General features: G+C 71.0%; 12 protein-coding genes and 1 pseudogene. 7 read left to right on the top strand and 6 right to left on the bottom strand.

All coding sequences use genetic code 11. The annotated features are described in order from the left end of the window. Positions 1-46 precede the first annotated feature (46 nt). Together darT and darG are read left to right on the top strand one after the other, a co-directional pair. Complete coding sequence (gene darT / locus Drose_RS33530; protein WP_260725255.1) at positions 47-685, top strand: type II toxin-antitoxin system toxin DNA ADP-ribosyl transferase DarT; 639 nt, start codon at positions 47-49, stop codon at positions 683-685. An 18-nt stretch (positions 686-703) separates the two neighbouring features. Next, on the top strand, positions 704-1,756 hold the full coding sequence (darG, locus tag Drose_RS33535) for a type II toxin-antitoxin system antitoxin DNA ADP-ribosyl glycohydrolase DarG (protein WP_260725256.1): 1,053 nt from the start codon (positions 704-706) through the stop codon (positions 1,754-1,756). Between the two features lie 102 nt (positions 1,757-1,858). On the opposite strand, the gene Drose_RS33540 is transcribed toward darG, so the two are convergent. Continuing rightward, positions 1,859-2,416, bottom strand: a complete 558-nt coding sequence (locus Drose_RS33540; protein WP_260725257.1) for a Uma2 family endonuclease — start codon at positions 2,414-2,416, stop codon at positions 1,859-1,861. 56 nt (positions 2,417-2,472) lie between these two features. Then, positions 2,473-4,989 carry a sensor histidine kinase gene (locus Drose_RS33545; protein ID WP_260725258.1) on the bottom strand — a complete coding sequence of 839 codons (2,517 nt, stop codon included), beginning with the start codon at positions 4,987-4,989 and terminating at the stop codon, positions 2,473-2,475. A gap of 157 nt (positions 4,990-5,146) precedes the next feature. Here Drose_RS33545 and trpB point away from each other — a divergent pair, with 157 nt between their 5' ends. Genes trpB through Drose_RS33560 form a run of 3 tightly spaced genes read left to right on the top strand, consistent with a single transcriptional unit; the run spans position 5,147 to position 7,826 of the window. Further along, positions 5,147-6,355: a tryptophan synthase subunit beta gene (trpB, locus tag Drose_RS33550; protein ID WP_390891263.1), complete on the top strand. Its 1,209-nt coding sequence runs from the start codon at positions 5,147-5,149 to the stop codon at positions 6,353-6,355. Continuing rightward, a complete protein-coding gene (gene trpA / locus Drose_RS33555) occupies positions 6,352-7,068 on the top strand; it encodes a tryptophan synthase subunit alpha (RefSeq protein ID WP_260725259.1) in 717 nt (238 codons plus the stop codon). Before trpB ends, trpA begins: the two co-directional genes overlap by 4 nt. Positions 7,069-7,070: 2 nt before the next feature. Further along, entirely contained in the window at positions 7,071-7,826 is a 756-nt protein-coding gene (locus tag Drose_RS33560; RefSeq protein ID WP_260725260.1) for a GntR family transcriptional regulator, read from the top strand. Here Drose_RS33560 and Drose_RS33565 read toward each other — a convergent pair. The 4 genes and pseudogenes from Drose_RS33565 to mca all read right to left on the bottom strand — a co-directional run bounded on the left by Drose_RS33565 (position 7,806) and on the right by mca (position 12,354). Further along, positions 7,806-8,462, bottom strand: a complete 657-nt coding sequence (locus Drose_RS33565) for an ABC transporter permease (protein WP_260725261.1) — start codon at positions 8,460-8,462, stop codon at positions 7,806-7,808. The genes Drose_RS33560 and Drose_RS33565 overlap by 21 nt on opposite strands. Positions 8,463-8,526: 64 nt before the next feature. Further along, a complete protein-coding gene (locus tag Drose_RS33570; RefSeq protein WP_260725262.1) occupies positions 8,527-11,016 on the bottom strand; it encodes a putative bifunctional diguanylate cyclase/phosphodiesterase in 2,490 nt (829 codons plus the stop codon). A gap of 284 nt (positions 11,017-11,300) precedes the next feature. Next, a pseudogene (locus tag Drose_RS33575) lies at positions 11,301-11,486 on the bottom strand (hypothetical protein); the annotation flags it as partial. A gap of 4 nt (positions 11,487-11,490) precedes the next feature. Continuing rightward, positions 11,491-12,354 (bottom strand): mycothiol conjugate amidase Mca, encoded by an 864-nt coding sequence (mca, locus tag Drose_RS33580; protein WP_260725264.1) that lies wholly within the window; start codon positions 12,352-12,354, stop codon positions 11,491-11,493. Positions 12,355-12,455: 101 nt separating this feature from the next. Between mca and Drose_RS33585 the strand changes: the two genes are divergently transcribed. Further along, complete coding sequence (locus tag Drose_RS33585) at positions 12,456-12,872, top strand: DUF4307 domain-containing protein (RefSeq protein WP_260725265.1); 417 nt, start codon at positions 12,456-12,458, stop codon at positions 12,870-12,872. Positions 12,873-13,008: 136 nt separating this feature from the next. Next, positions 13,009-13,509 carry a transcription elongation factor GreA gene (gene greA, locus Drose_RS33590; RefSeq protein WP_260725266.1) on the top strand — a complete coding sequence of 167 codons (501 nt, stop codon included), beginning with the start codon at positions 13,009-13,011 and terminating at the stop codon, positions 13,507-13,509. The last annotated feature ends 52 nt before the right edge of the window (positions 13,510-13,561 follow it).

The following is a 13,561-nucleotide window of genomic DNA, read 5'->3' on the forward strand; positions in this document are numbered from 1 at the left end:
CGGAAACGTAAGTCGCAACGACCCGCCCAGCCGTACAATGTGGCCGGTGGTAGCGTCGGAGCCAGTGTGGATCATGCATTTCACGCACGTGAGCCACCTGACAGCAATCGCAACTGCCGGACTGCTCAGCGATTCCGCCGCACAGGGTGCTTTGTCGTTCAAGGTCGAGGTCGGTAACACCGGCATCAAACAACAGCGGCGACAGCGCGTAGTGCCCGTGGCTCCGGGCGGCGTGGTTGCGGACTATGCCCCCGTCTACTTCGCCCCCCGCAGTCCGATGATGTACGCGATCTTCAAGGGCCGGGTCCCTAACTATCAGGGCACATGCGACGAACTTGTCTACCTGGTGAGCAAGGTCCAGCACATGATCGACCTACGGCTTCCTACAGTCTTCACCGACAGGAACGCGGTGCTCCAGGTCGCGAGGTTCAGCACCCACGCGTCAGAGCTCGCGTCGATGATCGACTGGTCGCTCATGAGGGCGACGTACTGGACGAACACTGAAGAGGAACCCGACCGGCTTGAGCGCCGGATGGCTGAGTGTCTTGTCCATAATGGGGTACCATGGTCTGCCTTCAGCGCAGTGGTGGCTCGCAACGAAGCGCGCGCCCAGCAGGCGACGGCGGCACTCGCGGCTGCGGGGGTGGCAACGCGGGTTTATGTCAGACCCACGTGGTACTTCTAGGGGCATGAGGCAGCGAACATGATCACGCAGGCACACGGCAACCTGCTTGATGCCGACGTCGAGGCCCTCGTCAACACGGTCAACTGCGCCGGCGTGATGGGCAAAGGCATCGCGCTGCAGTTCAAGCGAGCCTACCCGGCCATGTTCCGCGAGTACGCACGAGCAGCCGAGTCCGGAGAAGTCACACTGGGCCGCATGCACGTCTGGCGAACTGGCCTCCTCGCCGGTCCTCGCTTCGTCATCAACTTCCCGACCAAGGGGCACTGGCGTGCTCGCTCCAGCCTTGTGGACATCGACAACGGCTTGACGGACCTAGTCCGAGTGCTGGAAGAACTCAACATCAAGTCAGTAGCCATTCCCCCCCTCGGCTGCGGCAACGGCGGCCTGGAATGGACCGACGTTGAGCCAATGATCAGAACCGCACTGGTCGCCGTGCCCCACGTCGACGTGGTGTTGTACCCACCTGGACCAGCGCCGACCGCGCAGCAGATGAAGACTGCGACCGTCCGGCCGCCGTTGACGCTCGCTAGGGCGAGTCTTATCGGCCTGCTGTCCCGGTATCTGGAGCGCGCGCTTGAGGCGTCACCGATCGAGATCCAGAAGCTGCTGTACTTCCTGCAGGTCGCCGGAGAACCCCTCAAGTTGCAGTACGCGAAGGGTCTCTACGGACCATACGCAGACAACCTTCGCCACGCGCTTCAAGCTCTCGAAGGTCATTACCTGGTCGGTTTCGGCGATGGAAGCGCCTTGGTCCGCGAAGCAGAGCCGATCCGTCCGCTTCCCGGTGCCGATACCGAAGCCGCGAGCTTCCTCGCCAGCCATCCGGTAACGCTGGAGCGTATCGCTCGCGTGCTCGACCTTGTCGAGGGTTTCGAGTCTTCGTACGGCATGGAATTGCTCGCGACGGTGCATTGGGTCAGCGAGCGCGACCCAAACGCGGCCTCGGACGCCACGGTGGCAGTGTCCGCGGTCCGCGCATGGAGCAGGCGCAAAGAACGCATGTTCATGCCGGATCACGTCACGGTCGCTTGGACGGCACTCCGTGACCGAGACTGGATTGCCGCTGCGTAGCCCCGCGGCGTAACGGCGTTGTCTACACGCCGGGCGCGGACCTGCGGGCCCGACGACCTTGGACGAGCACCCTGGCCCTGGGTGCAGTCCAACCGAGCACTCTCAGACATCGAGGTGGTCCCCGGGCGCGGTGTCGAGGACCCAGCCGAACGGCATCGTCGCGTGGACCAGATACCGGTCACCGGCGAGCCGATGCATGGTGACAGTTTGATCGGGGTCCCGGTCGACGGTCCAGTACTGCGGGACGCCCGCCATGGCGTATTCGTGCCGCTTGGTCACCGTGTCGGTCGCCTCGGAGCCGGGCGACACGATCTCGACGACGAGCAGGACATCCCCGGTCGGTAGCCAGACGCCGCCACCCTGCGGTTTGCTCCACACAACGAGATCGGGAATCCGACCGCCCGCCTCGTCACCAGGTCCGAGAATGCGCAGCCCAACCGCCTGGGTGATCCGCTCGGCAGGCCAGCCCGCGACGACCAGCCAGGCCGTGAGGCGGGTCGTGGCGACAGCGTGCTCGTAGCCTGGGGGCGGCATGACCGAGAGAACTCCCTCGGGACTGGTCTCGTAACGGTGGCCGTGGGGATCCGCAGCCATCATCGCCGTGAGATCGTCGAGCGTCACGACGGCCGGCATGTGCCGTCCGACGGCCTCAGCGCTCATGGGGGCCATGCTATCGGGAGCAGGAGTCGCCGCTGCTGGCCCGCTCGACGCGCCGGTCAGCGGCCCAAGCGGGCCAGCAGCGCGGGATCCGCCGGCTCGGCCGCGGTGCGCAGGGTCAGGGTCATCGTCAGGCCGCCGCCGGGAGTGTCGTCGGGGGTGAGGGTGCCGCCCATGGCCTCGGCCAGGCCGCGGGACAGGGCCAGCCCCAGCCCGACGCCGGTGGTGTTGTCGCGGTCGCCGAGGCGCTGGAAGGGCTGGAAGATCTGGTCGCGGTCGGCGGCGGGGATGCCGGGACCGTGGTCGACCACGCGGATCTCGACCCGGCCGGCGTGCTCGCTGGCCGCCACGGTCGGCGGGGTGTCCGCCGGGCTGTACCGCAGGGCGTTGGCCAGCACGTTAACCAGGATGCGCTCCAGGAGCGCCGGGTCGGCGTGCACCTCGGGCAGATCGTCGGGCACCCCGATCCGTACCGCCGCGCCGAGGTCGTCCACGGCCCGCGGCACGGCGTCGGCGACGTCCACCGCCTGCAAGGTCATGGCCAGTGCGCCGGCCTGTAGACGGGACATGTCCAGCAGGTTGGTCACCAGCCGGGTCAGTTTGTCCAGCGACTCCTCCGCCGTGGCCAGCAACTCCTCCCGGTCCGCCGCCGAGAAGGCCACGTCGTCGCTGCGCAGGCTGCCCACCGCCGCCTTCGCCGACGCCAGCGGCGTCCGCAGGTCGTGGCTGACCGCCGACAGCAGCGCCGTTCGCAACCGGTCCACCTCGGCCAGGGAGTCCGCCACCGCGGCCTGCTCGCCGAGCCGCTGCTGGCGCAGCGCGATGGCCGCGTGCGCCGCGAACGCCTCGATCAGCCGCCGGTCCGCCGCCGGCAGCGGATGCCCTCGCAGTACCAGGGACAGCCCGACGTCCACCGACACCTCGGTCTGGCCCTCCTCCGGCGTCAGGCAGGGCCGGTTCCCCGCACTCGCCGCCACCTGCCAACCCGCCTCGACGCGCTCCAGCAGCGTCACGCACTCCAGGCCGAACGACTCCCGCACCCGCTCCAGCAGCGCCGGCAACGGCCGGTCGCCGTGCAGCACGCTGCCGGCGAGGGTCGACATCGTCCGGGCCTCGGCCCCGGCGCGCGCCGCCTCGCGTGTCCGCCGCGCGGCGAGATCGACGACGGTCGCCACCGCGATCGCCACCATGACGAAGGCGCTGAGCGCGAACAGGTTCTCCTGCTCGGCGACGGTGAAGCGGTGCAGCGGCGGGATGAAGAAGTAGTTGAGCAGCAGGAAGCTGCCGACCGCCGCGAGCAGCGCCGGGTACAGGCCGCCGACCAGCGCGATGCCGACCGTCAGGACCAGGAACGCGAGGATCTCGGTGGGCAGGGCGATGCCGGATCGCAGCGGGGTGAGGCCCAGGGTCAGCAGCGGCAGGCCGATCGCGGCGAACGCGAAGCCGGCGAGCCGGCGGCGGCGGGTGAGCCCACCGCCGGTGGCGCGGGGCCGGGGGCGTCCGCGCCGGACCTGCTCGTGGGTGACGAGGTGGACGTCGATCGAGCCGGACCCGGCGGTGGTGGTGGCGCCGACGCCGGGCGCGAGGATCTGGGCGAGCCTGCCCCGGCGGCTGACGCCCAGGACGAGCTGCGTGGCGTTGACACCGCGGGCGAAGTCGAGCAGTGCGGCCGGCACGTCGGCGCCTACCACCTGGTGGTACGTCCCGCCGAGGCTCTCCACCAGCAGCCGTTGCCGGCTCAGGTGGGTCGGGTCGGCCCGGGCGAGGCCGTCGTCGCGGATCACGTGGACCGCCAGCAGGTCCGCGCCCTTGGTACGGGCGGCGATCCGCGCCGCCCGCCGGATGAGCGTGTCACCCTCCGGCCCGCCGGTCAGCGCCACCACGACCCGCTCACGCGCCTCCCACGTGGCCTCGATGTCGTGCTCGGCGCGGTACCGGTCAAGCTGCTCGTCGACCTTGTCCGCCAGCCAGAGCAGGGCCAGCTCGCGCAGGGCGGTGAGGTTGCCGACCCGGAAGTAGTTGCCGAGCGCCGCGTCGACCTTGTCCGGCTTGTAGATGTTGCCGTGCGCCATCCGCCGCCGCAGCGCCTCCGGCGTCATGTCCACCAGCTCGATCTGCTCGGCACGGCGCACGACCGCGTCCGGCACCGTCTCCCGCTGCGTCGCGCCCGTGATCCGCTCGACCACGTCGTTGACCGACTCGAGGTGCTGGATGTTGACGGTCGTCAGCACGGTGATCCCCGCCTCGAGGAGCCGCTCGACGTCCTCCCACCGCTTTCCGGTGGGCACGTTGGAGTGGGCCAGCTCGTCGACGAGCGCGACCTCGGGGCGGCGGGCGATGACGGCGTCGACGTCGAGCTCGGTGAAGGTGGCGCCGCGGTACACGACCGTCCTGCGGGGCAGCACCTCCAGGCCGGTGAGGAGGGCCTCCGTCAAGGGTCGGCCGTGCGTCTCGACGAGGCCGACGACGACGTCCGTGCCGCGGGCCCGCCGGCGCCTTCCCTCTTCGAGCATCTTGTACGTCTTGCCGACGCCCGGCGCAGCACCGAGGTACACCCGCAGCTCACCGCGCGTCATCACAGCTTCGAGCCTAAGACGTCCGTCAGTAGGGCGGCAGTGCCGCGCCGGGCCCAGTCGCCCTACCGACAGACCCTCTCAGGCCGGCTTGACGCCGGCGCGCCGCCGTGCCACAGTTCTAGAACTGTTAACTGTTCTAGAACTGTGGAGGCCGATCATGGGTGATCTCCTCATCCGCCCTCACCACCGGCCCGAGCCCGCGACGCGGCCGCGCGGCCTGATGGGCGACCCCGGACCGCTCGGCCGGTTCGGCGAGCACGGCGGCCGCTACGTGCCCGAGTCGCTGGTCGGCGCGTGCCGCGAGGTCGAGGAGGCGTTCCGCGAGGCGTGGGCCGACCCCGCGTTCCGCGGGCAGCTCGCCGGACTGCTCGCGACGCACGTCGGCCGCCCCACGCCGCTGACCCCGGCGCTGCGACTCTCCGCCGAGCTCGGCAGCACCCTGCTGCTCAAGCGGGAAGACCTCGCCCACACCGGCTCCCACAAGATCAACAATGTGCTCGGGCAGGCGCTGCTGGCCAAGCGGATGGGCAAGACCCGGCTGGTCGCCGAGACGGGCGCCGGACAGCACGGGGTCGCGACCGCCACCGCCGCCGCCCTGTTCGGCCTCGGCGCCACGGTGTTCATGGGCGAGCGGGACATCGAGCGCCAGGCGCTCAACGTGTTCCGGATGCGGATGCTCGGCGCCGAGGTGGTGCCGGTGCGCACCGGGAGCCGGACTCTGAAGGACGCCACCAGCGAGGCGATGCGCCACTGGGTCGGCGTCGTGGACGAGGCGATGTACTGCATGGGCTCCGTGCTCGGGCCCAGCCCGTACCCCTGGATGGTCCGGGAGTTCCAGCGGGTCATCGGTGACGAGGCCCGCCGCCAGTGCGCCACCGAACTGCGGGCCGCCGTGCCGGACTACGTCGTCGCGTGCGTCGGTGGCGGCTCGAACGCGGCGGGGACGTTCGCCGGGTTCGTCGACACCCCCGCCAGGTTGATCGGCGTCGAGGCCGCGGGTGGCGCGGGCGCCGCCGACGGCACCTCCGGCGTGCTCCACGGAACGCGGTCGATGTTCCTTCAGGACGAGAACGGGCAGGTCACGGAGGCGCACTCGATCGCCGCCGGGCTCGACTATCCCGGCATCGGACCGGAGCACGTCCATCTGCGGGACCTGGGCCGGGCGCGATACGTCACCGTCTCCGACGCCGAGGTGATCGAGGCGGTCATGCGGCTCGCGCGTACCGAGGGGATCGTGGCCGCGCTGGAGTCGGCGCACGCGGTGGCGTGGGTCCTGCGCGGCGAGCTGCCGGCCGGATCCACGGTGCTGATCACCCTGTCCGGGCGGGGCGACAAGGACATCTCCACACTGCGGGAGCTGGTGTGAAGACCCTGATGCCGTACGTCACGGGTGGTGTGACGGCCGACTGGGCGTCCTACGTGCACGCGTTCGCCGACGCCGGCGCGGGCCTGGTCGAGATCGGACTGCCGTTCTCCGAGCCCACGCTCGACGGAGCGACGATCCAGGAGGCGACGGCGGTGGCGCTGTCCCGGGGCGCGACGCTGCGCGGCGTGCTCGCCGCGACCCCGCGCTGCGGTGTCCCGCTCGTCGCCAGCACGTACGCCAACCTGGCGCTGCGGCCCGGGTTCTGCGACCGGCTGGCGGAGGCCGGCTTCACCGGCCTCATCGTGCCGGACCTGCCGCTGGAGGAGTCGGCCGAGCTTTCCGAGGCGGCGCGGTCGCGCGGGATCGGCCTGGCGCTGCTCGCCTCCCCCGTCACGCCGGACGACCGTCTGGCCGAGATCGGCCGCCGCAGCCGCGGCTTCGTCTACGCCGTCTCGGTGATGGGCACCACCGGTGAGCGCACGACGCTCGCCGCGCCGGCGCGGGAGCTCGCCGCACGGCTCGCGCCCCGGACCGAACTGCCGGTGTTGCTAGGATTCGGGATCTCCACGCCCGCCCAGGCGGCCGCGGCGGCGCGCGTCGCCGACGGTGTCGTGGTCGGCGCCGCCGTGATGCGCCGGCTGCTCGACGGGGCGGGGCCGGCCGAGATCGGCGCCTACGTGGGCACGATGCGGGAAGCCATGTCTGGAGGGTGACGATGCCGCGCGAGGCCGAGCCCCGGTACCGCGCGATCGCCGCCGACCTGGCCGCGAAGATCCACGCCGGCCGCTACCCGGCCGGGACGGCGTTGCCGGCGCAGCGCGAGCTGAGCGCGGCGTATGGCGTGACGCTGATGACGCTGCGCCAGGCGCTGCGGCAGCTCAGCGACGAGGGGCTCATCGTGCAGCAGGCGGGTCGGGGCACGTTCGTGTCGCCGCCCCACCTGGCGTATCGGCTCGGTTCGCTGCGCAGCCTCGCCGACGACCTGCGCGAGCAGGGGCACGAGGTGCGCACGGCGGTCGTCTCCAGCGGGGCCGGCGACCCGCCCGCGCCCGTCGCGGCACACGTCGGCTCGCCGGCCCTGCGGCTGGAGCGGGTGCGTGAGTTCGCCGGCCACGCCGCGGTGCACCAGGTCTCCTGGGTCCGCCTCGCCCCGCGACTGCTCGACGTCGACTTCACCCGCGTCGCCCTCTACGCGGCGCTCGCCGACATCGGCGTGGCGGTGGCCCGTGCCTCCGAGACGATCCGGCCGGACGTGCTGTCCGGGGATTCCAGCCGGTACCTCGGGGAGCCCGCCGGCACGCCGGTCTTCGTCAGCGACCGGGTCACCTACACGCTGGACGGCACGGCCGTGGTCGCCGACCGGGCCGTGATCCTGGGCCGCGCGATGGAGATCCGCGCCGAACGGGCCGCGACCGGCCTGTCCATGACGTGGGCCGGCGCGCCACAGGCGCTAGACGTGACCGCGCAGTGAGTCGTCGTACGTGACGCCGGGCTCGGTGCCGAGCACGGCGTAGGCCGCCTTCTGGAAGGCGGTCGCCTCGCTGCGGCGCCGCAGTTGGACGGCGACCTCGTCGCACGGCGCGCCGCCGTCGAGCTTGGCGACGCCCCCGGCCGGCAGCACGGCGACCGCCTCCGACGCGCCCGTCGAGCCGTCGGCCGGCCGGTCGGCGATGCCGACGACGGTGGCCGGGACGACGTGCCCGCCGCGCTCCAGGCTGACCCGCTGGCCGATCCGGACGCCGTGCCGGGCCGCCGTCTGCTCGTCGACCAGCAGTTGCGAGTCGCTCGCCGGATACTGCCCGTCCAGTGCCGTGGCGCGGCGCAGCCCGGGACTGCGCACCGCCGTGAGGACCGTCGAGCCCGGCAGCGCCCCCGTCGGCGCGTAGATCTTGACGCCGTAGAGGGTCGAGGCGCACTCGACCGCGGCCGCCTGTGGAAGCGCCGCCAGGGCGGCGACCTGCTGTGCGGTGAAACTGCCCTTGAACCGGACGTCGACCGCACCGGGCAGGTCAGCGAACCGGTCGGTGCCGCCGAAGCGGTCCAGGACGACAAACGCCCCGATTGCCACGACCACGAACCCCAAGCTGAGGACAACCCCCCGTCGCATGTCTCGTGACGGTACGCAACCATCACCCCGGTGAGCCGCTACGAACCGCCGGTCGGGCGGAAAATCACCCGGTCCCCTCGGCACGGAGGTGGCGGCGCTGCACCTGGCGGCGCTCGCGGAGCACGGCGGCGAGCCGCTCCGGTGGCATCGGCGGGTAGAACAGGAAGCCCTGCGCGGCCGTGCAGCCCAGCTCGGCGAGTGCCGCCCGCTGCTCCGGATGCTCCACACCCTCGGCGACGATCCGCAGGTCGAGGCTGCGGCCGAGATCGATCGTTGCCCGTACGATCGCCCCGGCCTTCGGCAGGTCCGACATCTGCGCCACGAACTCACGGTCGATCTTGACTTCTTGCACGGGCACCCGCGTGAGCACCGTGAACGACGAGTAGCCCGTCCCGAAGTCGTCGACCGCGAGCTGGACGCCGAGGCACCGGATACGGGACAGCACGTCGTCGATGACGGGCGAGCTGGACAGCATCACCGTCTCGGTGATCTCCAGGATGAGCAGCTCCGCCGGAAGCCGATGGCGGCCGAGCAGCTCGTCGATCGCCTCCGGTAGCTGCCGATCCACGAGGCTGCGTGGCGAGATGTTGACGGCCACCGGCACCGCCAGGCCGGAGCGGCGCCAGCCGGAGGCCAGGCCGATGGCCCGGTCGAGCACCCAGTGGGTCAGCGGGCCGATCAGCTCGCTCGCCTCGACCGCCGCCAGGAACTGGCCCGGCGCCAGCTTGCCGCGCCGCGGGTGCTGCCAGCGGACCAGCGCCTCGACGCTGGTGATCTGGCCGTTGAACAGCGCCTTGCCGGTCGCCTTGCCGGTCGGCTTGCCGCCGAGCCCGACCGCGGGCTGCAGTTCGAGGGTGAGCTGCTCCCCGGCCGCGAGCGCCTCCCGCAGCTCGGCCAGCAGGGCGAGCCGGTCGGTGCTGGCGTCGTCGCACGCCGGGTCGTACCACGCCACCGGCTGACCGCCGTGTTTCGCCTGGTACATCGCGATGTCCGCCCGGCGCAGCAGCTCGGTCAGGTCCACCTCGCCGGCGGCGGCGACCACGACACCGACCGACGGCTCCTTCGACAGCGCGACGCCGTCGATCCGCATCGGCGCGGCGATCCGCGCGCCCAGCTTGCGGGCCCGCTCGACCGCGGCGGCGAGCGCCAGGTCGGCGCCGCCCGCCGCGAGATCGGTGACGAGCACGGCGAACTCGTCGCCGCCGAGCCGGGCCAGCAGGTCATCGGCGTTGCCCGCGCCGGTGACCCGCCGGGCGATGACCTTGAGCACCTCGTCACCGGCGGTGTGCCCGAGCGCGTTGTTGACCTCTTTGAACTCGTTGATGTCGAACAGCAACAGCGCGACCGGGTCTCCGGGGGTGCACCGGGCGAGCTGCGCGTTGCCCCGGGTGAGCAGGGCGGCCCGGTTGAAGAGGCCGGTCAGCGGGTCGTGGACCGCGTCGTACGTGGTGCGCTCGCTCATCGAACGCAGGGCGTCCTGGGTGATCGCGTCGTGCAGGGCCGCGGCGAGCGCATCACCGAACGCGGCGAGCATGAGCCGGTCGCGGAGGCGCAGCGGGTTGAGGCCCGCGAGCTGCAACTCCCCCACGGTCATCTCACCGACGACCAGCGGCCGGCTGGTCACGGCGGCGCCCCCGCCGGGCGGGATCGGGTCGCCGTAGGCCCGGCCGCCGGCCAGGACCACGCGGGCGGCGGCGGCCTTGAACAGCCGCTTGGCGCCGACCACCCCGGACTCGGCGGCCTCGCGTTCGTCGAGCCGGTTGAGGTCGCGGGTGGCCTCGGCGAAGTCCTGCCACGCGCGGCGGTCGTCGTTCTCGCCGAGCCGGTTGGCGTAGAACTGGTGCAGCAGCCAGAGCACCGGCGGGAGGAGCAGCAGCAGGAGCGGGTTCGTGACGCAGGCCCAGACGATGACCAGACCGGCGGCCACGTTGCCGATGACCATGAGCAGCTTCCTGCTCAGCATCTGCACGAAGGTGGCGCGCAGGCTGCCCCCGCGGACCACGGCGACGTGGACGGAGACCAGCAGGACGGCGACCAGGTAGTAGACGATCGCGCCCGCGCACAGCGCGGCGATGGTGCGGGGTTCGAGCGGCCGGTCGTACGGCGGGTGCACGATCGCGGTCACGATCGCGGCCAGCGTGCCGGCGACGGTCAGGGCAGAGACGCTGAAGAGCAGGTCACGGAGGTGGCGACGGCGCCCGGCGCGGGCGTCGACGGCGCGCAGCAGGGTGTGTGAGATGCCGACACCGACCAGCACGACCAGCGGGACGAGGGCGGCCGGCAGGCTGGCGCACACGACGACGATCGCGGCCTCACCCCAGGCGAGCCGGGCGTGCCCCTCGCCCGCGCGGACGCGGAGGCCGGCGATCTGGGCGAGCACCACGACGCCGAGCCCGGCGAGGACCGCCGACACCAGCCCTCGATCGACGGCGACGACGGCGTGACGATCGAGCGCACCGCCCGGGACACCCGCCGCCACGAGCGCAGCGACCGCCGCGCCGAGGGCGGCGGCTCCTGCGACGGCGGCGTTGAGGCGCGCCGGAAGCGGTCTCATCACTCGGCCGTATCAACCCGCAACAATAACGCTATGCATCCGTACATTTGCATAGCGTGATCAGGAATGCCGGTAGTGAGGGCCGGCTCGGAACGCGTCGACGCGTTCACCATTCGGCCTCCCTTCCCGGCCCACCGGGGAGGCGCGCCCGGCGAAGGGAACGCGCACCCCGTGAAGGCTAAAGCACGGAAGAAAGGCGGAACAGTGGTCGATAATCCGTTTCTGACTCAGATCATCGGTGGCTTCGGTCAGACAGTCGTCGATTTGTCCTCGTCTGAGGGCTTGCCCGGGCCGTCGTCCTGGCCGGGGAACTCGGCCGGCAGACGACGGATGCGGGCCGTCATGTTGCGGATCAGCAGCACCGTGGCGATCGCCAGCAGGACGATGATGAGCAGGCCCATCGGCCCTGCCAGCCCACCTGACCTGGTGTCGCCGAAGTTGTTCTCCGCGAGGATGTCCAAGGCGAGCATGGTCTCACCTTACGCCGGTGAAGAGATCGTCTTCCGGCCGCCGCGTCTCGACGTGCGACTTGACCAGCTCGTAGTCCTCCGTGGGCCACACCTTCTGCTGGATCGGCAGCGGCACCGCGAACCAGAAACCGTCCGGGTCGACCTGCGTGGCGTGCGCACGCAGCGCGTCGTCGCGGATCTCGAAGTACTCGCCGCACGGCACGCGCGTGGTGACTCGCTCACCGACGTCCCGGCGGTTGTCCCACTCCTTGATCCAGTCCGCGTAGGGCGACTCGCCGGTCGCGTCCAGCATGGCCTCGTGCAGCGCCATCATCCGGGCCCGCGACCAGCCCATGTTGTAGTAGAGCTTCAGCGGCTGCCACGGCTCACCGCGGTCCGGGTAGCGCGCCGGATCGGCCGCCGCCTCGAACGCCACCATCGTGACCTTGTGCGTCATGACGTGGTCGGGATGCGGATAGCCGCCCTCCTCGTCATACGTCGTGATGACGTGCGGCTTGAAGCTGCGGATCAACTCCACCAGCGGCGCCGCGCCCTCTTCGGGATCCACCAGGCCGAAGCAACCCTCGGGCAGCGGCGGCAGCGGGTCACCCTCCGGGTAGCCCGAGTCGACGAACCCGAGCCAGGCCTGCCGGACGCCGAGGATCTCGCGGGCACGGTCCATCTCGGCGCGTCGGATCGCGGCGATGTTCTCCCATACGTCCGGACGGTCGAGCTTCGGATTGAGCACGCTGCCGCGCTCACCACCGGTGCATGTGACGACGAGCACATCGACGCCGTCGGCCGCGTATTTCGCCATCGCGGCCGCGCCCTTGCTCGATTCGTCGTCCGGATGTGCATGCACGGCCATCAATCGAAGTTGCTCGGCCACGAGCTCTCCTAAGGTCTGCGTCCAACCCCGCTGCCGGGGCGCCCCGGGTAACGACCCTATTGTGGTCGGTACCTCCGACAAAACGACGAGGACGCCACCCTGTGACAGAGACGCACGCCACAACGAAGTATCCGCCCGGCCGTTACGGCCGCCGGCGGGAACCACGACCGCGCCGGACCTTGCCGGTGATCCTCGTGGCGGCCGTCGTGGTGCTGGCCGGTGTCGCGATCGCGTGGCGCCTTTTCCAGCAGTACGGGCCGCAGGAGTACGAGCCGCAGGTCCAGCGCTTCTACAACATCACCGACGACGGCATCAACGTCGAGTTCGTGGTGCGCAAGGGCGCCGAGAAGGAGGCGACCTGCCGGGTCCGGGCCCGGTCGGCCAACGGCGAGGAGGTCGGACTGGCGGAGGTCGACGTGCCGAAGGGCGCCGCGCCGGTGGTCTCGTACCGCCTCGCGACCAGCGACCGGCCCGTCACCGTCGAGGTTCCGGCCTGCGGCCCGCACCGCTCCAGGTGACCACTCCGGGTGACCGTCCCGGACGAGCGCTCCGCGTGACCGTTGAGCAACGTCCCGCTGAGCGCGCGTAGCCACGGTGATGCGACTCACTGGTACTTTGGTGGTTTGACCAAGCGTGCCCGTAAGGAGATCTTCAGTGTCGACCACCGACGGCGGACAGGCCACCACCTGGCTGTCGCAGGACGCCTATGACCGGTTGCAGGCCGAGCTGGACGAGCTCATCGCCAACCGCCCGGCGATAGCTGCCGAGATCAACGCACGCCGCGAAGAGGGCGATCTGCGCGAAAACGGCGGATACCACGCCGCACGGGAAGAGCAGAGCAAGGCCGAGGGCCGGATTCTCTACCTGAAGGAGTTCCTCCGCAAGGCGGTCGTCGGCGAGGCGCCGACGAGCGATACGGTCGCCCCCGGCACCGTCGTGACGATCCAGTTCGACGACGACGAGGACGACACCGAGACGTTCCTCCTCGGCTCGCGTGAGATCGCCGCGACGACCGAGCTGACCGTCTACAGCCCCGAGTCCGCGCTGGGCAAGGCGATCCTCGGGGCACACCGGGGCGATGCCGTGAAGTACACCGCACCGAGCGGCGCCGAGATCAAGGTCAAGGTCATCTCGTTCGAGCCCTTCAGCGGCTGAGCGCCACCCTTGTTACGCGTCGATCTTGCAGTTGTGGTGCCTGACAAACCGG

This window comes from Dactylosporangium roseum (assembly GCF_025264685.1).
Lineage (GTDB): Bacteria > Actinomycetota > Actinomycetes > Mycobacteriales > Micromonosporaceae > Dactylosporangium > Dactylosporangium roseum.

Excerpts from the sequence above, each read along its gene's own strand:
- Drose_RS33545 (WP_260725258.1), bottom strand. The coding sequence starts at position 4,989 with ATGACGCGCGGTGAGCTGCGGGTGTACCTCGGTGCTGCGCCGGGCGTC.
- darG (WP_260725256.1), top strand. The coding sequence starts at position 704 with ATGATCACGCAGGCACACGGCAACCTGCTTGATGCCGACGTCGAGGCC.
- Drose_RS33560 (WP_260725260.1), top strand. The coding sequence starts at position 7,071 with ATGCCGCGCGAGGCCGAGCCCCGGTACCGCGCGATCGCCGCCGACCTG.
- Drose_RS33570 (WP_260725262.1), bottom strand. The coding sequence starts at position 11,016 with ATGAGACCGCTTCCGGCGCGCCTCAACGCCGCCGTCGCAGGAGCCGCC.
- trpB (WP_390891263.1), top strand. The coding sequence starts at position 5,147 with ATGGGTGATCTCCTCATCCGCCCTCACCACCGGCCCGAGCCCGCGACG.
- Drose_RS33565 (WP_260725261.1), bottom strand. The coding sequence starts at position 8,462 with ATGCGACGGGGGGTTGTCCTCAGCTTGGGGTTCGTGGTCGTGGCAATC.
- Drose_RS33540 (WP_260725257.1), bottom strand. The coding sequence starts at position 2,416 with ATGAGCGCTGAGGCCGTCGGACGGCACATGCCGGCCGTCGTGACGCTC.